Genomic DNA, 23426 nt, shown 5'->3' with positions numbered 1-23426 from the left:
CAGATTCTCTTGTTTATCTACCCCGACAACCAACTGGTAAGGAGACGACAGCAAACGGTCCAAATGACGATTCAATTTTTTAATTGATAAGCTGTCATTCAAAGCGATTAAGTTTTCTCGGTATTGTTCTCTGTCTTGAGCAGGTTGACGCACCGTCAGCGTGGTGGTTTTCCCATTAACATGGCCTACGGCGTCTGTGTTGTTCCAATCCGTGTCTAAGTTATCTAATCGGTTTTGCCATTCACTTTGTATTAACTCGAACTCATCTTGGCTAATACCGTGATCTCTGAGCTCACCGATGCTTCTTTGAAATAGCGCTTGGTTTTGTTCTCTTTTTTCCGTTGGGAAGGCCATTTCAGTGATGAAAAGTCGTTGATATGGGAGAGTATAGTCAACGGAGTAAAGCGCAATGACTGGAAGCGCTGCGTCCATGAATCGAGTAGACAATCGGTGCTGAATCACCGTATGTGAAATTTCATCTAACCAAGCTTCTTGTTGATCTTCTAGCGTCACTATCGCGCGATCACCTCTGTCGAAAACCATGCCATAACTTGGGTTTTCACCGTCTTCTAGAGTCGTAACCAGATCGGTAAAGTTGTAACGTTGACCCGCTTGCAGTGGCTCTAGTTGCTCGGTTGACGGCGTGTTTGCCCATGTCGCAAAGCGCTCTCTAATCATGGCTTCAATGTTAGCGCGGTCAAAGTCACCATAGATAACCAATTCAGTTCGGGCTGGTTGATACCACTGCTCGTAATAGGACTTGAGCTCTGAGACCGATAGGTCTTGAATCGTTTCTCTTGTGCCAATCGGGTCGCGTGTCTGATATTGCGTTCCTTTAATCAGATGATCGTAGTATTTGTACGCAAGGGGTTTGTTTTCAGGGCGGCTACGACGTATCTCTCCAATCACCACGCCTTTCTCTTTTTCAATTTCCCCTTCATTGAGATCTATGTGTTGGCTAATGTCAGCGAACCAAAGTAGGCCCTCATCCACTTTCTCATTACTAGGAAGGTCGAGTTTATAAACCGTTTCATGGTAACTGGTGTACGCGTTGACGTCAGCGCCAAAGCTCGCGCCGGCTTGTTCGAATAGTGCAACGATCTCATTGCCTTGGAAGTGCTTAGTACCATTGAAGGCCATGTGCTCAAGGAAATGAGCGTAACCGAGTTGATTCTCTGTCTCTTGAAGTGAGCCTGAATGAACAATAAGGCGCATTGATACCGGTGCTTTGTCGGATTGTCTTAGGTGGTAGGTGAACCCGTTTTCGAGCGTGTCGCTAGACCAGTTTGGATTGCTTTTGAGGGCAACTGGCGGGGGAGACGAAGCACAGCCTAAAGTGATACTGATGACGGCCAATACAGTGAGTAGCCGAGTGAATTTTTTTAACATAGAAACCTCATTGACGTTGATGTTCTATGCCACTATAAAATAAACCATTTCAAACGCTTAGTGGGTGTTTTGACCTATTCTACGATTGCGACTGACTGCATGTCGCAGTGATAGTGATATGTTGGATTACCTTAAACTTGAGACAGAATTGAGCGGTAATAAATAGTCAAATAAAGAGACTGATAAGAAAAGCCCTCGAGTCGTATTCACGAGCTTCGAGGGCTTTTTCAGGGTGAGTTCCCGTTAACGCTGAGAGTTCAGTGTTGCGTCAGGAATTAACCTTGTGTCGCTTGAATCGCAGTAAGAGCGATGGTGTATACGATATCGTCAACAAGAGCGCCGCGAGACAGATCGTTCACTGGCTTACGCATACCTTGAAGCATTGGACCGATAGAGACTAGGTCTGCTGAACGCTGTACCGCTTTGTATGTTGTGTTACCTGTGTTTAGGTCAGGGAACACAAATACTGTTGCTTTACCTGCTACAGGAGAATTAGGCGCTTTAGACGCGGCTACGTTCTCCATGATCGCTGCATCGTATTGTAGAGGACCGTCGATGATGAGATCAGGGCGTTTACCTTGAGCAATCTTCGTCGCTTCACGTACTTTATCGACGTCAGCACCTTTACCAGACTCACCTGTAGAGTAAGAGATCATTGCCACGCGTGGGTCAATACCAAATGCAGCTGCAGAATCTGCAGATTGAATTGCGATTTCAGCCAGTTGCTCGGCATTTGGGTCTGGGTTGATTGCACAGTCACCGTATACCAATACTTGATCAGGCAGAAGCATGAAGAAGATAGACGATACGATAGACGCATCTGGTGCCGTTTTGATGATTTGGAACGGAGGAACGATAGTGTTTGCCGTGGTGTGAACCGCGCCAGATACAAGACCATCAACTTCATTGTTCTCAAGCATCATTGTGCCTAGGAATACAGAGTCTTCTAGTTTTTCACGGGCAACTACTTCTGTCATGCCTTTCTTACCACGAAGCTCAACAAGGCGAGCAACGTAGTTTTCACGAACCGCTTCTGGGTCGATGATTTCAACACCAGCGCCTAGCTCAACACCTTGTGCCGCAGCAACACGGCGAATTTCATCAGGGTTACCGATAAGTACACAACTTGCGATACCACGCTCTGCACAGATAGCCGCTGCTTTAACCGTACGTGGCTCATCACCTTCAGGAAGAACGATGCGCTTACCCGCTTTACGAGCGTATTCAGTTAACTGGTAACGGAATGCTGGTGGGCTTAGGCGACGAATGCCTTGAACGCCTTCAGATAGAGAGTCGATCCATGGGCCATCAATGTGGCTAGCAACGTGATCGTTTACGAATTCGATACGCTCTTTATCGTCAGCAGGTACTTCTAGGTTGAAGCTTTGTAGGTTCAGTGAAGTCTGCCAAGTGTTACCTTGCGCTTTGAAGATCGGTAGGCCCGTTTCAAATGCTGGCTGACACAGTTCAATGATTTGCTCTGGTAAGTCGTAACCACCGGTGAGTAGAACCGCACCGATTTCAACGCCGTTCTTTGCAGCAAGTGCCGCAGCAACGATCACGTCTGGACGGTCAGCTGACGTTACAAGCAGTGAACCTGGCTTGAAGTGCTCAACCATGTGAGGAAGAGAACGTGCACAGAAAGTGATGCTCTTAATGCGGCGGTTTTCAATCTCGCCTTCATTAATGATTTCAGCTTTCAAGTGCTTCGCCATATCGACGGCACGAGTTGCAATAAGGTCGATGCTCCAAGGCACGCAACCAAGAACACGGATAGGGCTAGAGTTGAAGATTTGCATCACTTCAAGGTTCGCTTTCTGTGCGCTATCAGCATCATCGAAGATGTCAGATAGGTCAGGGCGAGTACGGCCAGCTTCATCAACAGGAGCATTTAGCTTGTTGATGATAACGCCTTTGATGCTTTTGTTTTTAGCACCACCAAAGTTAGAACATGCAACTTCAATACGCTCTTTAAGCTGCGTAGGGTTGTCTGTTCCTGGTGTGGCAACGAGTACAATCTCAGCGCCTAACGTTTTTGCAATTTCAGCATTGACTTGGTTCGCAAATGGGTGCTTACGAGTAGGAACTAGGCCTTCGATTAGAGTGACTTCTGAGTCTTTGTTGATCTTGTTGTACTGTTCAACGATAGACTCTAGTAGAACATCCATCTTCTCACCACCGATTAGGTGTTCAGCGGTTGAGATTTGCATTGGCTCACCAACAGTAATTGCGCTGTTTGCTGCAATAATCGTTGATGTTAAATCGGGTTGATCTTTACCTGAGCGAGGCTGTGCGATTGGTTTGTAGAAAGAAACATTAACGCCTTTCTGTTCCATAGCGCGTAAAACGCCCATGCTAACACTAGTTAGACCAACACCAGCACTAGTTGGAATAAGCATAATAGTACGAGACATATGCAAAACACCTATATTTATTTGAAATAAAAGCCCAACAACTGATTCCTGAATTCTCGCATAATAGCAAAGTGACTATTAACAAAATCCTTCTGGAATAGCGGTTGAGCCCTATGTACGTAGCGAACCGATGAAGATTCAGTACGTTTAATTAGAAAACCGGCTAGCGCAGAGCTAGCCGACAATATTACATGCCTGTTAGGCGAGCTGTATCTTCTGCAATCACTAACTCTTCGTTAGTTGAAATAACCATCGCTGGGATGCGGCTGTCAGCAGTAGTGATAGTACCTTCGCCGCCAAAACGTGCTTTAAGGTTCGCTTCGCCATCGACTTCGATACCGAAGATGCCTAGACGCTTAAGAACCGCTTCACGGATTGGAGCGCCGTTCTCACCGATACCGCCAGTGAATACGATAGCGTCAACGCGGCCATCTAGAGTCGCAGTGTAACCGGCAACGTATTTTGCTAGGCGGTGAGTCATTACGTCCATCGCGCGAGTTGCCGCTTCGTCTTTACCTGCATTGTCTTCGATGAAACGACAGTCAGGAGAAACTTGAGTTAGACCCATTAGGCCAGACTCTTTGGTTAGCATCGTGTTGATTTCTGCGATTGAGTAACCTAGAGAATCGTGCAGGTGGAAGATAATTGCAGGGTCGATATCACCAGAGCGCGTACCCATTACTAGACCTTCAAGAGGCGTTAGGCCCATAGAAGTATCAACAGATTGGCCGTTCTTAATCGCACAGATAGAAGCACCGTTACCTAAGTGACAGTTGATTACGTTAACTTCGTTCGCTGGCTTACCTAGACGCTCAGCAACTTCGCGAGCGATGAATAGGTGAGAAGTACCGTGCATGCCGTAACGACGGATGCCATTCTCTTTGTATAGGTTGTACGGTAGAGCGTACAGGTATGCTTCTTGAGGCATTGTCTGGTGGAATGCAGTGTCGAATACCGCTGAGTTTTGAAGACCAGGGAATGCTTTTTGTGCCGCTTTAATACCAACGATTGCAGCAGGGTTGTGAAGAGGTGCTAGTGCTGCACAGTCTTCGATACCTTTAAGGACAGCATCATCGATAAGAACTGATTGAGTGAACTGCTCGCCACCGTGTACAACGCGGTGACCGATAGCTTTAAGTTGATCAGCCAGCTCTGGCTTAGAAGCAAGAATAGTTTCAACGATGAAAGAAAGAGCTTCATCGTGCGCTGCGCCTTCACCTAGTTGTGCTTCATGTTTGCCATCAAGTTTCCACTTGATACGTGCTTCTGGAAGCTCAAGACATTCAGCAAGACCTGATAAGTGTTCGTCGCCATTTGTTGCATCAACAATAGCGAATTTAAGTGAAGAACTACCGCAGTTTAAAACTAAAACCAGCTTAGACATGTGTGTGGCTACCTGTTATTCGTCTGATAAAATCAGAAAAGATGAAAATCAATCTCAAGAATAGCTGACCTATAGGAGGTTACGCACTATTCTTGGTAAAAGTTAATTTAATTTCCGTATAATAAGACACCACTTTTCGCGAGCGTGGTGTCCGCAATCCTTGCAGGTTTCATTGTCATGGTTGCCTAAATCATAAATAACGGCAACAATGAATATGATAGGGTGCAAAGAATAGCGATATTCGACAAATATAACAAAAAAAATTGAAAGAATATTAATTTTAGTCAATTTTATACTCGAAAAATTGAAAGATTAAAAAAAATCAGTAAGCGCTGTTCAAAAAGTGAGAGATTTCTATGAATGATAAAGTCGGGCTGGTTCACAGCTTAAGAGACGGTCAGAAGTACATGGATACATGGCCAATGCGAAAAGAGTTGGCTGTCTTATTCCCTGAGCAGCGAATCATTAAGGCAACACGCTTTGCTATTCGTGTTATGCCTGCTATTGCTGCCATCAGCGTAATCACTCAAGTTGCGTTTCAGAATCAACAGGCCATGCCACAGGCAGTTGTGGTGGCTTTGTTCGCTATTAGTTTACCACTTCAAGGAATGTGGTGGCTTGGCAATCGTGCCAATAAGCAGCTCCCTCCTTCTCTAGCCAGTTGGTACCGAGAACTGCACCAAAAGATAGTTGAAACTGGCATGGCTCTTGAGCCTTTGAAATCTAGACCACGTTATAAAGAGTTAGCACAAATATTAAATCGAGCATTTAGGCAGTTAGATAGGAGTGCACTGGAACGTTGGTTTTAACGTAAATGCAGGCTCTAAAGCAAACCATGGTTCTAACGTAAACACAGAGGCTAACTAAAACCCTCAGTCCGATTAGCTGTTAGACAAGTAGTTCAAAACAAGCTGGGCAAACAGTAAGAATAATCAAGCTCTCATCAAATGAGGGCTTTTTTGCTTTTAAAGGTCGATGCGTAATAACAATTTGGGTGGAATGGTCTTGAAAAGTCTCAGAATTGTTAGAAAAAAAAGGTCTAGTTTATAACTAGACCTTTGATTAAAGAGTGAATGTTTTTAGTTAAACATTTCGATAGCTTTCTCTGGTTCTACGTACTCAAGCTCAAAGCTTTCTGCGACTTCTTTACAGGTGACTTTACCGTGAATAACGTTCAGTCCTTCTAGGAAGCCTTTGTCATCCAACAATGCTTCACGATAGCCTTTGTTCGCAAGTTTCACGATGTAAGGCAAGGTTGCATTATTCAATGCGAACGTAGAGGTACGTGCTACAGCACCAGGCATGTTTGCTACGCAGTAGTGAACGACATCATCGACAATGTAGGTAGGGTCAGCATGAGTCGTCGCATGAGATGTTTCGAAACAACCGCCTTGATCGATGGCAACGTCAACTACCGCAGCGCCTGGCTTCATTTTCGCGATATGTTCTTTAGTGACTAACTTAGGAGCCGCAGCGCCAGGAATAAGAACTGCACCAATCACGAGATCAGCTTCTAGAACATGCTTCTCAATTGCGTCTTCCGTAGAATAAACAACTTTTGCGCGACCTTGGAATTCTTCATCTAAGCGGCGAAGAGTATCAAGGTTTCTATCAAGAATAGTCACATCGGCACGAAGACCTACAGCCATACGAGCTGCGTTAGCGCCTACAACGCCGCCGCCAACAACAACAATTTTTGCTGGCTCAACACCTGGTACACCACCTAGAAGAAGACCACGTCCACCGTGAGATTTCTCTAAAGTTTGAGCACCCGCCTGGATAGACATACGACCTGCTACCTCAGACATAGGTGCAAGTAGTGGCAAGCGACCCATATAATCTGTTACAGTCTCATAGGCTATGCAGACAGCTTTGCTCTTGATTAGCTCATCAGTTTGTGGAAAATCTGGTGCGAGGTGTAAATAAGTAAATAATATTTGCCCCTCTTTGAGCATAGCTCGCTCGACAGTTTGAGGTTCTTTGACCTTAACAATCATCTCTGCTTTCGCAAAAACGTCAGCAGCAGTAGGAAGAATGGATGCGCCTACAGCGATGTAATCATCGTCTGAAAAACCGATACCTGAACCGGCATTGGTTTCTATAAATACTTGGTGACCGTGAGAGATAAGTTCTCTTGCACTAGCTGGGATCATGCCCACTCGATATTCGTGGTTCTTGATTTCCTTAGGTACGCCAATTATCATCCTAATTCCTCTTGTTTTTATGGTTGTTTTATCTATGCGTAGGGTAATTCTGTCGAATTAATATCTAGTATAGAAGTTAAATCACAAAATTTGATACTGAATATTAAGAAGTTGTAGTATATTTTTTTGCAAGGAAGTAATAAGGTGGAATAAAAAATGGCAGACAATTACAAAAAGCCGTCCAAGGATCTAGACCGTATCGATCGCAATATTCTTAATGAGTTGCAAAAAGATGGTCGTATTTCTAACGTTGAACTTTCAAAACGCGTAGGGCTTTCGCCTACACCGTGTCTTGAGCGTGTTCGTCGCTTAGAACGTCAAGGGTATATTACGGGCTATACAGCGTTGTTAAACCCGCAATACCTAGACGCATCACTACTCGTGTTTGTTGAAATTACGTTAAATCGTGGAACACCAGACGTATTTGAACAATTCAACACCGCAGTACAAAAACTTGATGACATCCAAGAGTGTCATTTGGTTTCAGGTGATTTTGACTATCTATTGAAGACTCGTGTATCAGATATGAGTGCTTACCGAAAACTGCTAGGCGATACGTTGTTACGTTTGCCGGGTGTTAATGACACTCGCACCTACGTGGTCATGGAAGAAGTTAAACAGACAAATCAACTGGTGATTAAGACTCGCTAGTGCCTAAATACTCGTAAAAGAGTATTGGGCGTCAGAATTGTTGTAACTCTTTTCTATATTCTGACGTTAGGCAATTGGGTTTTATTTGTCATTATGGTTAAATATTTATGAGCGGCTGTTGCCGCTCATATTGTTTTAAGTTATCCAACTTTTACCGTCGCTCATCATTATCAGCATCTAAGTAGGTTTATGTTCAACGAGAACAAAAAGAAAGTTTCGACAATTGTGAAAACGGGTGAAGCCTCTCGTTCATCTCGTCTCAATGGAACGCAACGTTTGAAAGAGTGTGTACTCATTCTGTCGGTGCTCATCTCAATATTTTTCACTGTCGCACTCTTCACTTTCAACCCCGCTGACCCTTCTTGGTCACAAACGGCCTGGGGAATGGATATTCAAAATTCTGGTGGAATAGTCGGTGCGTGGATCGCAGACACACTATTCTTCACATTCGGCTCACTCGCTTACCCTATTCCATTTATTGTTGTAACTATTGCTTGGATCTTTTTACGCACCAGAGATCAAGGCGAGACCATTGATTTAATGATCTGGGGCACTCGCCTGCTTGGTCTAACCGTACTTCTTTTAACCAGTTGCGCGCTTGCTGATATCAATTTTGACGATATTTGGTATTTCTCCTCAGGTGGTGTTATCGGTGATGTTTTGACGAGCCTAGCGTTGCCGACTTTAAATGTCTTAGGTACCACCTTAGTGCTTCTGTTTTTATGGGGAGCGGGCTTTACTCTTTTGACCGGTATTTCTTGGCTAGCGATTGTGGAATGGATTGGTGAGATCTCAATTCGTGCGATAACCTCGTTGGTAAATCGGTTACGTGGCGAGCAGGAGGAAAAGCTTTCTGCTGTTGTATCACAGCCTGAAGAGGAACTGGAGTCAGCCCCTTCATTAGCAACGAATGAAGATGTTCCCGCTATTGATGAGCCAGTTATTGACACACCGGCACAGGAGCGACGTTTTAATATTCATATGCCGGATGAGGTAGAGCAACCGGCTAAAACGGTGGTTCATTCCAATAGCACAATGGCTTTGAATGAAACATTCGATGAAAGCAATATAAACACCCATGACCGTGAGCTGTCGTTGGATGCGACTATTGAACAACTCGAGCAAGCTGCGCTTAACAATGATGACTTGCCGCTTCAAGAAGGAAATCATGAGGTTCACCTAAAGCCTGAATTAGCGCCGCAAGATGGTGACCACTTAGATTCAACCTCAATGCCTTGGGCTCAAGAGCCATTATCGACTGAAGTTAATGAGATTGGACATGATGAATTTGAACCTGTGTTCTCCGCTAATGATTATGATCAAGCGGTGGGAATAGTTGAACCAAACTCTGGTCACCAAGAACCCACCATTTCTAGTTTTGATGTGGTAGATGAAGACGTTGAGCAACAAAACTATCAAGCAAGTGACGAAGTTGTTCCAGCCGTCATTGAAGAGACAGGTCTAGACGAAGAACAAAGCCTAGAAGAAGAGCAAGACAGTGATGCTGATGCTTTCCAGTCACTTGTTGCTGACGCACAAGCTAGTGCCGCAGGGAAGTTGAATCCATTCCTTGTTCAACAAGAAACGAATCTACCCGTTCCTGCTGAGCCAATGCCAACGCTAGAGCTTTTGTATCACCCAGAAAAACGTGAAAACTTTATTGACCGAGAAGGCTTAGAAAATATAGCTCGCTTGGTTGAAGCAAAACTTGAAGACTACAAAATCAAAGCTCAAGTCGTTGATATATTCCCAGGACCCGTTATCACTCGATTCGAACTGGATCTTGCACCTGGTGTTAAGGTTAGCCGTATATCCAGTTTGTCTATGGATTTGGCTCGTTCACTTTCAGCGATTGCTGTGCGTGTTGTAGAGGTCATTCCGGGCAAGCCATATGTGGGCTTAGAGCTACCAAACATCAGCCGCCAAACGGTCTATTTTTCTGATGTGGTATCGAGCCCTACATTTGTCGAAGCGAAGTCGCCAACGACAGTCGTCTTAGGGCAGGATATCGCAGGTGACGCGGTGATTGCTGACTTATCTAAAATGCCTCATGTGCTGGTTGCGGGTACCACTGGTTCGGGTAAATCGGTAGGCGTCAATGTCATGATTCTGAGTATGCTATATAAAGCAACACCAGAAGAAGTTCGGTTTATCATGATCGATCCGAAGATGCTCGAGCTATCTATTTATGAAGGTATTCCACACCTTTTGACCGAAGTTGTTACCGACATGAAAGACGCATCTAACTCGCTACGCTGGTGCGTAGGAGAGATGGAACGACGCTATAAACTGATGTCGGCTCTTGGTGTTCGTAATGTTAAAGGGTTCAATGACAAACTGAAGATGGCTGCGGAAGCGGGGCACCCTATACATGATCCTTTGTGGCGGGAAGGGGACAGTATGGATCCTGAGCCGCCATTGCTTGAAAAGCTACCGTACATCGTTGTCATCATTGACGAGTTTGCTGACCTTATGATGGTCGTGGGCAAGAAAGTAGAGGAGCTTATCGCTCGTCTTGCTCAGAAGGCTCGTGCTGCTGGTATCCACTTGATTTTGGCAACTCAACGTCCATCTGTAGATGTGATCACAGGCCTTATTAAGGCCAATATACCAACACGAGTAGCATTTACGGTTTCGACTAAAACTGATTCGAGAACCATACTCGACCAGGGTGGGGCAGAGTCATTGTTGGGTATGGGTGACATGTTGTACCTTCCATCAGGTTCTAGCCATACGATCCGAGTACACGGCGCATTCGCGTCTGATGATGATGTGCACGCGGTGGTAAACAACTGGAAAGCCCGTGGTAAGCCTAAGTACATTGAAGAGATTACTAACGGTGATCAATCTCCTGAGACTTTGTTACCGGGTGAAAAAATGGAAGCGGATGAGGATACCGACCCATTGTTTGATCAAGTGGTTGAGCATGTGGTTGAGTCCCGTCGTGGTTCTGTGTCGGGTGTGCAACGTAAATTTAAGATTGGCTATAACCGAGCGGCTCGAATTGTTGAGCAGCTAGAAGCTCAAGGTATTGTTAGTGCCCCTGGACACAATGGTAACAGAGAAGTGTTAGCGCCAGCACCAACAAGAGACATGAATTAGAATCAGCGCGCAAACCTTAAGACGATAGATTGTTGAGCGTTTACAATTAAAAAAGCCCGATTAGCTCTGAGAGTTAGCCGGGCTTTTTATATCTACTAGGATCAGTGAATGATTAAGCTTGGGTATCGCCTTTCGCAAACTGAGAAATGACGATCACCGCCAGTGCAATCAAGTTCGCTGCAAAAACAACGACAAGCCATTGTGGCATTGAAAGGCCAAGAAATTGCCAAACTATTTTGCTGCATTCACCGTAGGCTTCAAACATCCATGGAACCCACTGATTCAGCGGAGCCCAACTAGGGAAGGTAACGAATAAATCACAGGTTGCAAACGGAGAGGGGTTAAATTGGTAATCGACATGCTGCATCGATAATGCCAAGCCTTTGTAGCTACTTGCTCCCCATGCAGCAAGTCCAAGCCAGCGAATGATTGCACTTTTTGGGTTTAGTAAGCCTATAAATGCTGCACCACCAATTCCCAGCATTGCGATACGTTCATAAATACACATCACACAAGGCGGTAGCATCATAACGTGCTGGAAAAAGAGGGCGCATGCTTCAAAGAAGATAATGAATATAAGCAGCAACAGCCATGATATTCGATTTTGAGAAAACGTTTTAATCGTATTTAGAAACTTCACTACTGGTTCCTTGTAAAAATAAAAAAGCTCTGATAACTCAGAGCTTTTTAACGTGGATTAGTTTCACAATCAACAGGTTTTTTTAGTGTCCGCTTGAAACAGCCGATCCGGTTGCGGTTGCTGTATTGTGGACAATCCATCCCATGTCATAGAAATAGGCTGTCATTGGCTCAACAAAGAAGATGATTCCAATCAAGCCTACAATCGCTAATACGATGGTGTATGGCAATGCCATAACCACCATTTGGCCATATGACAAGCGAATCAGAGGAGCAATTGCAGATGTCAGCAAAAATAGAAATGCTGCTTGTCCATTTGGTGTCGCAACAGAAGGCAGGTTAGTTCCCGTATTGATTGCAACGGCTAGCAGGTCAAACTGATCGCGAGTAATTGCACCGTTGATGAGCGCGTCTTTCACTTCATTGATGTAGACAGTGCCAACGAAGACGTTATCAGAAACCATTGAAAGTAGGCCATTGGCGACATAAAAGAGTGCCAGCTGTGTGTTTTTGTCTTCAACATGTAAAACGGCATCGATAACAGGCTTAAATAGCTCTTGATCAATGATCACCGCAACAATCGAGAAGAAGACCGTCAACAAGGCTGTAAAAGGAAGTGCTTCTTCAAACGCTTTCCCTAATGAATGCTCTTCAATGATGCCATTGAATGCCGTTGCTAGGATTATCACCGACAAACCAATTAAACCGACTGCAGCCAGGTGCAGAGCCAATCCTACGATTAACCAAACTGCAATAGCGCCTTGAACCCAAAGTTTCGCGATATCTTGTTTAGTACGGTTCTTACGTTCGTCTTCATCAAAGTCGACAAGTATTTTGCGTACATTCTCTGGTAGTTTTGCGCCGTAGCCAAATACCTTTAGTTTTTCGACGAGAACACAAGTTAGTAAGCCGCACACGAAAACTGGGAAGGTAACGGGCGCCATGCGGATAATAAACTCGCCAAATAGCCATCCTGCTTGGTCAGCAATGATGAGGTTTTGAGGTTCGCCAACCATTGTCATTACACCACCAAGTGCCGTACCAACACCTGCATGCATGAGTAGTGAACGTAAAAAAGCACGGTAGTTTTCTAAATCGTCTCTAGTCAGCTCTGAAAGACCATCATCTTTAGTGTGGTCATGGGCAGTGGTAGAACCTTTTCCAGATGCCACTTTATGGTAGATAGAGTAGAAACCGACAGCGACACTAATAATAACCGCAATAACGGTTAGCGCATCAAGGAAAGCGGATAGGAAAGCGGCCGCAAAACAGAAAGCCACGGAAAGCATTGCTTTTGAACGAATACCGAGAAGTATCTTAGTAAACATGAAAAGCAGAAGGTTTTTCATGAAATAGATACCAGCAACCATAAAGATCAATAGTAATAAAACTTCAATATTGGCAACAAGCTCATGTTTGACTTGCTCTGGGCTTGTCATTCCAATGGCTATTGCTTGAATAGCCAGTAACCCACCAGGTTGAAGTGGATAACACTTCAATGCCATAGCAAGCGTGAATATAAACTCAACGACTAATAGCCAACCGGCAACAAATGGATTAACGAGGAAAAATACAATTGGATTTATAACTAGAAATGAAATGATGGCAACTTTGTACCAATCAGGCGCTTTACCAAGGAAGTTCTTGATAATGGCTTTTCCGAGTGACATCGGCATGGAAAATACTCTTTAATGTTGTTTATAAATAGATTTGGCAGCAGGCTGACATTCATATTAACCAAAGATAAAAACTCTTGGTCCAACAGCGACTTAGAAAAACAACAAGATCGTAACAAATTTGTGGCCTTGCCAAGTCACTCCCTGAGAACGACAAGCACTATTAACTACGACCGCAACTCTACTCTCACAAACCGTATAGTCAATAAGAAACTCTCGATGAAAGTAACATTTGGATACATTTGGTGAAAAACGCGATCTACGTAGTTGGATTTGGGTGGTTTTGTTATGTAAATGTTAATTGTAATGCAATTTGTATGGATGTACATATTAAGAGGTAGTTATTGATGCACTCTTTGAATTAAATGGCTAAGTATTGATGAGGTTTATTTTTTTCAGAGCTATATAAAACAAGACGTTGCAAAGGAATACCGTCAGAAAATACCGTGTAGTTGCTTGATTACCTTGAAACCATTTTGTTTACCAATCAATAACATGTAGAGTTATTGCTCTATTCGCCGTGGTTGCCTCACTTTCTATCTCTTGGTTTCCGAACCGATTGAACTAGTGGTATGATGAGTTTTATCAGACACAATATCTTAATACGAGAAAGTACTTAATGGTCATTAAGGCTAAAAGCCCAGCAGGATTTGCAGAAAAATATATTATCGAAAGTATATGGAATGGACGTTTCCCTCCGGGTTCTATATTACCAGCTGAACGTGAGCTTTCTGAACTCATTGGCGTTACTCGTACGACTCTACGAGAGGTTTTGCAGCGCCTCGCTCGAGATGGTTGGTTGACGATCCAGCATGGTAAACCAACGAAAGTAAACCAGTTTATGGAAACGTCAGGTTTACATATTCTTGATACCCTCATGACGTTGGATGCAGACAATGCGACCTTGATTGTAGAGGACTTATTGGCGGCACGTACAAACATCAGCCCGATATTTATGCGTTACGCTTTCAGAAGTAATAAAGAGAATTCTGAGAAAACGATCATTTCTGTTATCGAGTCTTGTGAAGCTTTACTAAAAGCGGATGATTGGGATGAGTTCATGTCTACGTCCCCTTACGCTGAGAAAATACGCCAACACGTAAAAGATGATGGTGAGAAAGACGAAGAGAAACGCCAAGAGATCTTATTGGCAAGAACATTCAACTTCTATGACTATATGTTGTTTCAACGATTGGCGTTCCACTCTGGAAACAAAATTTACGGGTTGATTTTTAACGGTGTGAAAAAGTTATACGATCGCGTGGGCAGTTACTACTTCTCAAATACTGAAGCTCGAACGCTTGCTATGGAGTTTTATCGACAGCTATTGGCTATTTGTGAGTCGGGCGACCGTGAAAAACTGCCTTTAATGATTCGACAGTATGGAATGGAAAGTGCTCAAATTTGGAATGAAATGAAGAAGACACTGCCAACCAATTTTACTGAAGACGATAGCTAAATAAAGCCTTACCCAAGTCTCGATGAAAAAGCCCTATACTATTGATAGGGCTTTTATTTTTTCAATTGATGATGGCTATTTAAAGCTCTTCATTTATAGCTCTTCGTTGCCGCCAGCGTCTTCAAACCAAACTCGGAGGTGATCCTTTAGGTTCTTTAGCTCTTCTGGGCCTATTAATGCTAATCCCAAGTCTTCTGCCCGAGTAATGTCGTTATGACGCAGGGGACGAAAACTGACAAGCATAGCGCGTGCCTGAAGACCTCCTAGCAAGTCTCTCAGTGACTCCAATTTGTATAGAGTGTCATCACCATCATCACGCATGCCTTTGGTCTTACATTCGATAATGTGCAGTTTATTATTGACGACAGAGGCAACGTCGAGTTCATTTCGAACTTCACGTTCACCTAGCTGACGATATACTTGCACATTCAATGATCTATCTTGAATGGTTGGCATATCGTCTTGAATTTGTTTAACCGTGCTGTGTACTAGTGTTTCTAGCCACTCACCATTGGAAAAGCGTCGAGCATCCTCACTAATGAAAGTCAGTACCCCGTTGCTGTAAGTCGCAATCTGAGCATCAACAAGATCGGTCAGTAGCATGTTTAGCTCTTTATAACCTTGTTGCTTTTCACTCAGCTCGACATCTAGCTTTTGTTCTTTTCGGCATGTGGTTGCTAGATAGTTTAGCGTGGCAAGGCCTGGGCCAAGCTCTAGTGCATTACTTGCCCAGCGTTCACCTAATTGATACAAGGTTTGGTCTAGTTTTGGTGGTAACTCAAGCTCATTGAACTCGCCACGCGCCCCAAAAATTGTTAGATAATCGGATATAGTGATGTGATCTTCAACTTGGGTGTCTTCACGTGTTTCTGGATATAACCAGCATAGCTTGTCGCTATTTGGCTCAACAACGAAAATCGGCCATTGGTATGAGCGGAAGACTTCGTAAACGGATAGTAAGCGGTGTCTTAATCCACAACTGGCATTCAGCTTAATCTCTTCACCTCGAGCCTTTAAATCTTCAGCCAGCACTTTGATTGCCTGCCTAATAAGAGTGGTATTGACTACTGATGGAATTTGAAAAAACTCTGAGGTGATATCGCGTTTTTCTAATACTGAATTCAAGCGAAGATATGCTGGCTCTTGTGATTGATCGCCGATAAAAACGATATGTGAACTAATACTTCGGTGATCGAGCAGTGGGGTAACAAGACGAATTGGGTCTTGGTCAATTATCCCTACGTGAACTGCCATAGTTTATCCTCATGTTTGGCTGGCAGTTAAAGGGGGAAATCAAAGTACTGCAAACCATATCAATATGATATGACGATGAAGCCATAAAAAAACAAGGGCGGCTTAAAAAATAAAGTCGCCCTTGTTGCCTCTATTATTGTTGCTGCCATGTCATGTTAGTAACCAACATGGCGCCATTGTTATAGCTTGAATCGGTGTACAAGTTCACCCTGTTTACTGGCTAGGTGAGTAAGGCTTGCGCTCGTTTCTGCTATTTCAGACATGGCTTGATAACTCGTGTCCGCGATCAGGTTGATCTCTTCGATATTCTTAGCGATCTCAGACGTTGTTTCATTCTGCTCACCCGCCGCTTGAGAAATATGTGTACTCATGTGGCTGATTTCTAAAATGAGGGCTTGGATCTCTTCCATCGCGCTGTTGGCATTTGATGCTTGTTCAACGGACAATTCCATATCATTCTTACAACTTTCGATGACCTTACCTGCAGATGATGAGCTACTTTGCAGGTTTCCAATCATATTCTCTATTTCACTGGTAGATTCAGTTGTACGCTGAGCAAGTACACGAACTTCATCAGCCACGACCGCAAAGCCCCGCCCTTGTTCACCCGCTCGAGCCGCCTCAATAGCCGCGTTTAGGGCGAGCAAATTGGTTTGTTCTGCAATGTTTCGAATCACATCCAAAATAGATCCGATTTGGCTGCTCATCTTTTGCAACTCACCTACCGCTTCGACTGATTGATTCAGTCGGGTTTCAAGCTGGTTAATCGTAGAAATGTTGGTGCTCATGATCTGACGACCAGACTCCGAAGCTGATTCAACTTGTTGAACCATTTTCTGTGAACTTTGCGCGCTTTGAGCCACTTCTTCTACTGAATGAGCCATTTCGGTCATTGCTGTTGCAACGTTAGAGGTTTGCTCGCGTTGAGAGTTTAATTGACCTTGTGCTTGAGTCGACGTCGCTTGGTTGGTGTTAGCTGTACTGGTGAGGTTATCGGATGCATCGTTGAGCTCCACCAATATATTGTGAAGGTTGTCAGCCAGTGAGTTTATATGGCCACTGACTCGGCTAAATTCATTGTTGTATCGAATATCAATACGTTGTGTCATGTCGCCTTCGGTTAGGCTCTCAAGTGTTTTTAGAATGCGTGTTAAAGGCTCACGCACGCTTTGAGCAATATGGTAACCAATCGCGGTAGCGAAAATGACCACAATGGCGCAGATAATAACTGCTCTAATAAAACCTTGATCATAGACTGTGCCGGCTTCTGCTAACGAGTCGTTCAACTTGTTGGACGCCACTTCGTTAAATGAATCAAGTATTCCCATTGCGTGGTCAACTTCAGTGGCTAAGTTACCAATGTTTTCATATAGAGCGGCTTTGGCAAGGAGGTAGCTGTTGTGTTGATCGAGTACGCCACCTTTCTGTCCGATATCTCGGCTAAAGTTATCAACCGACTCTTGGAAGGCTTTTTTAAGCTCGGGCATTTGCGATGCAAGGCCACGGTACGCGTAATTAAGGTGAGTGACTGCTTTTTTGTTTTTTGCCACGGCTTTATTAACGAGTTCAACATCTGAGCTGGCGAGAGCGTCTGAGGTAATGACTTCAGCATCTTTCAGCTTGATAAAATAACTTTTCGCCATGACTTTTACTGAAATGCTACTTTGATCATCGACATACTCCTTCATACCAGCACTGAGTTCTGAATGCAGGCGTTGGAACTGACGCGTAGATTTCTGCACTTGCTCTTGCGCGGCAAACATCGCTTCGTAGTTATCCATCGCTTCCGCTGCTTCAGTGAAGTAACGTTCTTCCATCTCTTGCAGCAAAGCAATGTTCTCAGCGAGAGCAGCCTCGTTCCCACTTGCATTCTTCAATTCTGCAAAAGTCGCTGAAAATTGTTCTTTGGCTTGTGCGAATTCGTCACGCATTGTCGCCATACGATCGGTGTTTTGAGTAGTCAGGAAATCTTTAAACGATTTATCAGCTGAAAGCAGTTGGACAGCGGTCTGATTTGACGTTGATACTAAAGGCAAGGATACCTTGGAAACTGATTCGAAGTTTGTGTGTATCTGGCTCATGCCGTTCAGCATTAACACGGTTATGACGGCAAACATAATGATGATGAGGGTAAACCCCGCATACATCCGTCTGATTACTGATCCTTTCATGCTTTTCTCCCAAAAAATAAAACAAATGGCCAAAGGCCTAAAAATAACAAAATTATCATTTATTCTATTGAGGATATGGCACGCGTTTCTTGACGAACAATACAAAAATTAATTTGGGGTCAAATTCTTTTTCATATTTGTTAAGTCAATTTCATTTTTGCGAACTTTCGTTTTAATTGAGCTTTAACCCATGTTGGCGCATACTGATATCGAAATCCCTCGCTTTGTAATAATAATCAACAACGTATCAATTGCCGGAGTGCTACATGGCTGAAGAAACCATTTTTAGAAAGATAATCGACAAAGAAATCCCATCTGACATTGTTTACCAGGATGACCTTGTTACTGCATTTCGTGATATCAATCCTAGAGCGCCTATTCATGTATTGATCATTCCTAACAAATTGATTCCAACAGTCAATGACATTGAAGCTGAAGATGAGCTTGTGATGGGACGACTATTTACTGTGGCCAAAAAAATTGCAAAAGAAGAAGGAATTGATAAAGATGGCTATCGTTTAATTATGAACTGCAACTCATATGGTGGCCAAGAGGTGTATCATATCCATATGCATTTGGTTGGCGGAAAGGCGCTGGGTCCAATCCTAATCAACTAATCTTCCTTAACGATCGTTGGGTGATATCGAACTTTGAATAACTTGAGAGGTCTGATAGTCGGTTCCAAGTTTCAGTATTGAGTAGAACAATTGAAAAGTATTAATCACAGGCTTTGGAGTAAATAGTGATACGAGTGATCAAACCAACTCTCGTCTCAGCGTCAATCGTGCTATTGACGGCTTGTGCGAATATGTCTGCAGGAAATTTATTTAGCCACTATAGCGCACAAAACAATGGTGTCTACCAGGCGGTGAAGACTGGTCAGTATGAGAAAGCTGAGAATAACTTACCTGAGGCCATAGCGGGCGATGTGCTTGATAATTTGGAGAAAGGAAGAGTCCAGTTTCTCGCTGAAAACTATTCGATGAGTCATGAAAGTTTCAGTAATAGCGATCGTGCAGTCAGGACACAACAAGATCGAGCAACCATCTCTGTGACGGACTCTGCCGCGAGTTTTGCGTCTCTTGCTGTCAATGACAACTTAAACAACTACTACCCAGCCGATTACGAGTTAGGCTTTTTACATTTGTATTTGGGGCTAAACTATCTACAAGAGAATGATCTTGAAGGTGCCACTATTGAGATGCGTCGTGCCAATCAAGTACAAGAAAAAGCGAAGCAAGATCGCCAATCTGAATTGGATTCCGCACAGAACTCTTTGCAAGTTCAAGGCGTTTCGCCCAACTTAGGTAGTGTGCTTTCAAATTATCCCGATGCTGGAAAAACGCTACAGGCGGTTCAAAACGGCTACTTATTGTACCTTTCTGGGTTACTTTACGAGGCGTCACGCGAATTAAATAGTGCTTATGTAGATTACAGAAGAGCGCTCGCGGTGATGCCCGATAACGCTGAAGTAATAGACGCGACTTTTCGACTCGCAAAGCGCTTGGGTATGAATGAAGATCTCAAGCAGTTAGAAGAAACTTATGGCTCGCAAAAGACTCTAAGCGAAGAACAAGCTCGTGTGATTGTATTGCAGGAACAAGGAGTGGTTGAGGCGCTACAAAGCTGGAAGCTAACTTTACCTATTTATGACAGTCGTGGTAATGGTGCGCTGTATTCTTTGGCGTTGCCTTACTACACCAATGGCGTTTCAGAGCGCTTTGGTGCGATGAGCCTAAATGGAGATAAGCTACAAGAGAGTCAGATAGCCGATGTTAACTTGATGGCGCAGCGTGACTTGTCTGAGAGAATGCCAGCAATGGTGATCCGTCAAGCATTGAGAGTGTACGCAAAAGATCAGTTAAGAAAAGAAGCGGCGAAAGAAGACGATGTGGCGAATTTACTGTTCAATGTATGGAATACGTTGACGGAACAACCTGACACGCGCAGTTGGCAGACGTTGCCAGGAGAGGTTTATACCAGTAGTGAATTTGTGACTGCTGGTAAACAAAAGCTTGATGTTGATGGTCAACAATATGAATTTAATGTTGAGGCAGGTCGAACCGCACTTGTATGGGTATCAAGGCAGGGTGGAATGGCTACAATATGGCACAAGCAATTAGGGAGATTATAATGAAGCATTGGATTTTTATTTTGTTTACAGCTCTGGTGGTAACGGGCTGTGCGGAGAATACTGCTGGGCTTAGAGTCGACGGCGCAACTCAAAATGTCATATTTGGTGACAACGTATTGGGTTCTCGTCTTTCAATCGATGATATCGCAACAACGGAAGTCGACGGCCGAGCGCGTGGCGTTGTACGAGTGACAAGCCAGTACACAGGTGATCAGCATATTCAATATCGTTTTTACTGGTATGACGATGAAGGCTTAGAGGTGAACACAAAGTTAACCCCTTGGCGTAAGGCTATCGTAAGAGGCTATGAATCCATCGCATTATCTGAGGTGTCTATTAACCCCAATGGCACCCAATTTAGAATTCAGATACGCGAACTCTCTCAATAAATTTGAGTGAATGCGTTTATTTGTTTAGTTTTAGTCACAAAATGAGAGCGACCTAATTTGCATCTGTTTGCTCTCAAGTATTAGCTTTCTCTAGAAAGAGAAAAAAGGAATCAGTATGAAAAAAAGTGTCATAGCGCTACTTGGTTTAGCCGTTATCTTAGGTGGTTGTTCAAATAAAGTAAGCTACGGAGATTCTCAAGCTGTTGAAACGACAACGATTGATTTTGGTTCAACGGACCTTCAAACAATCGCTGGCGAAATGATTGATAGCATGATGATGTCTGGCTCGGTGGCTGCAATTACACAAAATTCTCGTCCTATTGTTTTTGTTGAACGCATTAAGAACAAAACGACAGAGCACATTGATACGGAATCAATCACCGATTCTGTGAGCACTAAAATGCTTAACTCTGGTAAATTCCGCTTTGTTGATATGGATCGCGTAGAGTCAGTGCGAGAGCAGCTTAACTTCCAGAATAACGATGAACTCGTGAACCAAAGCACTGCTATTCAATTTGGTAAAATGGTGGGTGCTCAGTACATGTTGTATGGAAACCTATCAAGCATTGTAAAAAATGCCGGTAGCGACAAAGACGTATACTACAAAATGACGATGCGCTTAATGGACCTTGAAACAGGTCTGATTGAGTGGGCTGATGAGACTGAAATTCGTAAACAAGAATCTAAGAGCTTCTTAGGCATGTAACACTCATTTGGGGAGGTGATGTATGGCTAGGATGTCTTGGCAAGAAGCTTGTCTTTTAGATACTTCATTGCAGTCACTTGATCACTTCTTCAATAGCTCCCCTAGCTATGCTCAAACGCTGACTGGGGGGCTAACCAATCGTTGTTGGAAGGTTGTGCTGCCCAACAACGATTGCTTTGTTTGGCGACCGACCACTTCCATCACGACTGCTTTTGCGATTTCTCGAATTCAAGAGTACCAACTTCTTTCTTCTATTGAGTCGACCCACATTGGACCCAAGCCCATATTTTTCAATGAACATGGCCTATTGGTGGAGTGGATCGAAGGAGAGTCATTAACGACGGGTTTAAGCTTTGATTCATTGCTTAAAACCTTAGTGACGATTCATCAGCTTGATACCTCTCGTGTCCCTGTCGCACCATTTAGTTTTACTGCTAGGGTTGACCACTATTGGTTACAACTCAACGAGAGGCATAAAACAGAGGAGGTGACTCAGTTGTACCAACGCTGGCGAAGTGCGCCTAGCTTGTCAGATGTTGGGGTGACGCTTTGCCATTTCGATTTGGCCGGTTACAACATGGTTAGAACTGAGTCGATAAATCGCGTCATCGACTGGGAGTACGCGTCTCTTGCTGATCCGCGCCTTGACCTGACATTGAGCATACAGGTCGCTCAGGAAAAGCCGTTAGAGTCGGTCTATCGTTACTGTCAGTTGAGAGAGATACAGGGTGTCGATGACTGGGTTGAAGGTGTGATGGCCTGGTTACCTAGAATTCAAATGATGTCCATGCTTTGGTATTTACTTGCAAACCAATTGTGGGGCGACGAAAAGTTTCTTAAGGATGCTCAGGCTTTGGTTAAAAGCCTGATTAAGCAATACCCACAGTGATAGTAAGATCACTATTTCACTGATTGAACGCGTCAAATGTCTGTTGATGCCTTTAAAATCATATGGTTCGTGTTAGATTGAAAAAAAACGGTGAGCGTTACTATGATTATTTACTTACATGGGTTTGACTCGACAAGCCCAGGAAACCACGAAAAAATCTTACAGTTGCAGTTTATTGATGAAGACGTTCGTTTCATTAATTACAGCACACTTCATCCTAAGCATGATATGCAGCATCTTCTTAAAGAAGTGCATAAAGTGATGGAGCAATCAGCAGATAAAAACATCATCATTTGTGGTGTTGGCCTAGGTGGTTTTTGGGCAGAGCGTATTGGATTCTTATGTGGAGTTAAGCAAGTCATGTTTAATCCCAATTTACGCCCACAGATTAACATGGCCGGACGAATTGATAGGCCTGAAGAGTACGAAGACATTGCCACTAAGTGCGTTGAAAAGTTTCGTGAAAAAAACAAGGCACGTTGCCTCGTCATTTTGTCTACGAACGATGAAATCCATGATAACTCGAAGACGGCGAATGAACTGACTCCGTTTTATGAGGTGATTTGGGATGACGTACAAACCCATAAATTCGAAAAGATCTCGCAGCACTTACAAGCAATGAAAGCGTTTAGAGATTCATAAGATACAGCCTGTTGGGTATCCTCAGCTTAAAAATGTCATGGTCTCCATGGCATTTTTTTATGCATTAAAATAATTAACTCTCATTCCTTGTTGCCAACACTCACATCCTCTATATAATAACCTTTATAAAAATTATTTGATAAATATCAATTAAAGTTGATAAGTTGTTGCTGGACACACGTGTTTTTCAAAATAAGTGCCTAGAGATTTCAAACAAAGGCCCACGTAAGCAGATTCTTTTATCTTGAATTTTTCAAGGTGAGCAAAGTATTTTTGATAAGTAAGGATTATTCGTTATGACTAAAATTATTGTCGTAGGTGGT

The 23426-nt window shown here is 43.5% G+C and carries 18 protein-coding genes; 10 read left to right on the top strand and 8 right to left on the bottom strand.

All coding sequences use genetic code 11. The annotated features are described in order from the left end of the window. From BCU12_RS08615 to BCU12_RS08605, 3 genes are all read right to left on the bottom strand, one after another. A partial coding sequence (locus BCU12_RS08615) for a pitrilysin family protein (protein ID WP_133153836.1) occupies positions 1 to 1389 on the bottom strand: 1389 nt, incomplete at its 3' end. A 275-nt stretch (positions 1390 to 1664) separates the two neighbouring features. Next, complete coding sequence (pta, locus tag BCU12_RS08610; RefSeq protein ID WP_102403928.1) at positions 1665 to 3803, bottom strand: phosphate acetyltransferase; 2139 nt, start codon at positions 3801 to 3803, stop codon at positions 1665 to 1667. Between the two features lie 187 nt (positions 3804 to 3990). Next, entirely contained in the window at positions 3991 to 5187 is a 1197-nt protein-coding gene (locus BCU12_RS08605; RefSeq protein ID WP_102403927.1) for an acetate kinase, read from the bottom strand. A gap of 356 nt (positions 5188 to 5543) precedes the next feature. On the opposite strand from BCU12_RS08605, the gene yfbV reads away from it, so the two are divergent. Then, on the top strand, positions 5544 to 5996 hold the full coding sequence (gene yfbV, locus BCU12_RS08600; RefSeq protein ID WP_102403926.1) for a terminus macrodomain insulation protein YfbV: 453 nt from the start codon (positions 5544 to 5546) through the stop codon (positions 5994 to 5996). 270 nt (positions 5997 to 6266) lie between these two features. Here yfbV and ald read toward each other — a convergent pair whose 3' ends face one another. Next, complete coding sequence (gene ald, locus BCU12_RS08595) at positions 6267 to 7391, bottom strand: alanine dehydrogenase (RefSeq protein WP_102403925.1); 1125 nt, start codon at positions 7389 to 7391, stop codon at positions 6267 to 6269. A 156-nt stretch (positions 7392 to 7547) separates the two neighbouring features. On the opposite strand from ald, the gene lrp reads away from it, so the two are divergent. Both lrp and BCU12_RS08585 read left to right on the top strand, forming a co-directional pair. Next, the gene (lrp, locus tag BCU12_RS08590; protein ID WP_102403924.1) at positions 7548 to 8042 is read left to right on the top strand and encodes a leucine-responsive transcriptional regulator Lrp; all 495 of its coding nucleotides are present in this window, start codon (positions 7548 to 7550) and stop codon (positions 8040 to 8042) included. Between the two features lie 189 nt (positions 8043 to 8231). Next, entirely contained in the window at positions 8232 to 11144 is a 2913-nt protein-coding gene (locus BCU12_RS08585) for a DNA translocase FtsK 4TM domain-containing protein (RefSeq protein ID WP_102403923.1), read from the top strand. A gap of 112 nt (positions 11145 to 11256) precedes the next feature. On the opposite strand, the gene dsbB is transcribed toward BCU12_RS08585, so the two are convergent. Next, positions 11257 to 11784 (bottom strand): disulfide bond formation protein DsbB, encoded by a 528-nt coding sequence (gene dsbB / locus BCU12_RS08580; protein WP_102403922.1) that lies wholly within the window; start codon positions 11782 to 11784, stop codon positions 11257 to 11259. An 82-nt stretch (positions 11785 to 11866) separates the two neighbouring features. Then, a complete protein-coding gene (nhaB, locus tag BCU12_RS08575) occupies positions 11867 to 13459 on the bottom strand; it encodes a Na(+)/H(+) antiporter NhaB (protein ID WP_102403921.1) in 1593 nt (530 codons plus the stop codon). Positions 13460 to 14078: 619 nt separating this feature from the next. Between nhaB and fadR the strand changes: the two genes are divergently transcribed. After that, positions 14079 to 14918, top strand: coding sequence for a fatty acid metabolism transcriptional regulator FadR (gene fadR / locus BCU12_RS08570; protein ID WP_102403920.1), 840 nt, complete (start codon positions 14079 to 14081; stop codon positions 14916 to 14918). Positions 14919 to 15011: 93 nt separating this feature from the next. Here fadR and BCU12_RS08565 read toward each other — a convergent pair whose 3' ends face one another. Both BCU12_RS08565 and BCU12_RS08560 read right to left on the bottom strand, forming a co-directional pair. After that, entirely contained in the window at positions 15012 to 16172 is a 1161-nt protein-coding gene (locus tag BCU12_RS08565) for a DUF1887 family protein (RefSeq protein ID WP_102403919.1), read from the bottom strand. A gap of 179 nt (positions 16173 to 16351) precedes the next feature. Then, entirely contained in the window at positions 16352 to 18343 is a 1992-nt protein-coding gene (locus tag BCU12_RS08560; protein WP_102403918.1) for a methyl-accepting chemotaxis protein, read from the bottom strand. 266 nt (positions 18344 to 18609) lie between these two features. Between BCU12_RS08560 and BCU12_RS08555 the strand changes: the two genes are divergently transcribed. The 6 genes from BCU12_RS08555 (at position 18610) to ycfP (ending at position 23103) form a co-directional block, all read left to right on the top strand. Further along, complete coding sequence (locus tag BCU12_RS08555; RefSeq protein ID WP_102403917.1) at positions 18610 to 18960, top strand: HIT domain-containing protein; 351 nt, start codon at positions 18610 to 18612, stop codon at positions 18958 to 18960. Between the two features lie 191 nt (positions 18961 to 19151). Then, complete coding sequence (locus BCU12_RS08550) at positions 19152 to 20477, top strand: hypothetical protein (RefSeq protein WP_241909782.1); 1326 nt, start codon at positions 19152 to 19154, stop codon at positions 20475 to 20477. Next, positions 20477 to 20866, top strand: a complete 390-nt coding sequence (locus tag BCU12_RS08545; RefSeq protein ID WP_102403915.1) for a YcfL family protein — start codon at positions 20477 to 20479, stop codon at positions 20864 to 20866. The genes BCU12_RS08550 and BCU12_RS08545 overlap by 1 nt, the downstream gene beginning before the upstream one ends. Before the next feature lie 115 nt (positions 20867 to 20981). Next, positions 20982 to 21572, top strand: coding sequence for a penicillin-binding protein activator LpoB (gene lpoB / locus BCU12_RS08540; protein ID WP_102403914.1), 591 nt, complete (start codon positions 20982 to 20984; stop codon positions 21570 to 21572). A gap of 22 nt (positions 21573 to 21594) precedes the next feature. Beyond that, positions 21595 to 22461, top strand: a complete 867-nt coding sequence (locus tag BCU12_RS08535) for a phosphotransferase (protein ID WP_102403913.1) — start codon at positions 21595 to 21597, stop codon at positions 22459 to 22461. Positions 22462 to 22563: 102 nt separating this feature from the next. After that, positions 22564 to 23103 carry an alpha/beta hydrolase YcfP gene (gene ycfP / locus BCU12_RS08530; RefSeq protein WP_102403912.1) on the top strand — a complete coding sequence of 180 codons (540 nt, stop codon included), beginning with the start codon at positions 22564 to 22566 and terminating at the stop codon, positions 23101 to 23103. The last annotated feature ends 323 nt before the right edge of the window (positions 23104 to 23426 follow it).

Origin of the sequence: Vibrio sp. 10N.261.55.A7 (assembly GCF_002877365.1) — a bacterium.
Lineage (GTDB): Bacteria > Pseudomonadota > Gammaproteobacteria > Enterobacterales > Vibrionaceae > Vibrio.
This window is presented reverse-complemented; position numbering and strand designations above follow the sequence as displayed.

Coding starts and splice junctions, on each gene's coding strand:
- ald (WP_102403925.1), bottom strand. CDS start 7,391: ATGATAATTGGCGTACCTAAGGAAATCAAGAACCACGAATATCGAGTG.
- fadR (WP_102403920.1), top strand. CDS start 14,079: ATGGTCATTAAGGCTAAAAGCCCAGCAGGATTTGCAGAAAAATATATT.
- BCU12_RS08560 (WP_102403918.1), bottom strand. CDS start 18,343: ATGAAAGGATCAGTAATCAGACGGATGTATGCGGGGTTTACCCTCATC.
- pta (WP_102403928.1), bottom strand. CDS start 3,803: ATGTCTCGTACTATTATGCTTATTCCAACTAGTGCTGGTGTTGGTCTA.
- BCU12_RS08535 (WP_102403913.1), top strand. CDS start 21,595: ATGGCTAGGATGTCTTGGCAAGAAGCTTGTCTTTTAGATACTTCATTG.
- nhaB (WP_102403921.1), bottom strand. CDS start 13,459: ATGCCGATGTCACTCGGAAAAGCCATTATCAAGAACTTCCTTGGTAAA.
- BCU12_RS08585 (WP_102403923.1), top strand. CDS start 8,232: ATGTTCAACGAGAACAAAAAGAAAGTTTCGACAATTGTGAAAACGGGT.
- lrp (WP_102403924.1), top strand. CDS start 7,548: ATGGCAGACAATTACAAAAAGCCGTCCAAGGATCTAGACCGTATCGAT.
- ycfP (WP_102403912.1), top strand. CDS start 22,564: ATGATTATTTACTTACATGGGTTTGACTCGACAAGCCCAGGAAACCAC.
- lpoB (WP_102403914.1), top strand. CDS start 20,982: ATGAAAAAAAGTGTCATAGCGCTACTTGGTTTAGCCGTTATCTTAGGT.
- BCU12_RS08555 (WP_102403917.1), top strand. CDS start 18,610: ATGGCTGAAGAAACCATTTTTAGAAAGATAATCGACAAAGAAATCCCA.
- yfbV (WP_102403926.1), top strand. CDS start 5,544: ATGAATGATAAAGTCGGGCTGGTTCACAGCTTAAGAGACGGTCAGAAG.
- BCU12_RS08545 (WP_102403915.1), top strand. CDS start 20,477: ATGAAGCATTGGATTTTTATTTTGTTTACAGCTCTGGTGGTAACGGGC.
- BCU12_RS08565 (WP_102403919.1), bottom strand. CDS start 16,172: ATGGCAGTTCACGTAGGGATAATTGACCAAGACCCAATTCGTCTTGTT.
- BCU12_RS08605 (WP_102403927.1), bottom strand. CDS start 5,187: ATGTCTAAGCTGGTTTTAGTTTTAAACTGCGGTAGTTCTTCACTTAAA.
- BCU12_RS08550 (WP_241909782.1), top strand. CDS start 19,152: ATGTCTGCAGGAAATTTATTTAGCCACTATAGCGCACAAAACAATGGT.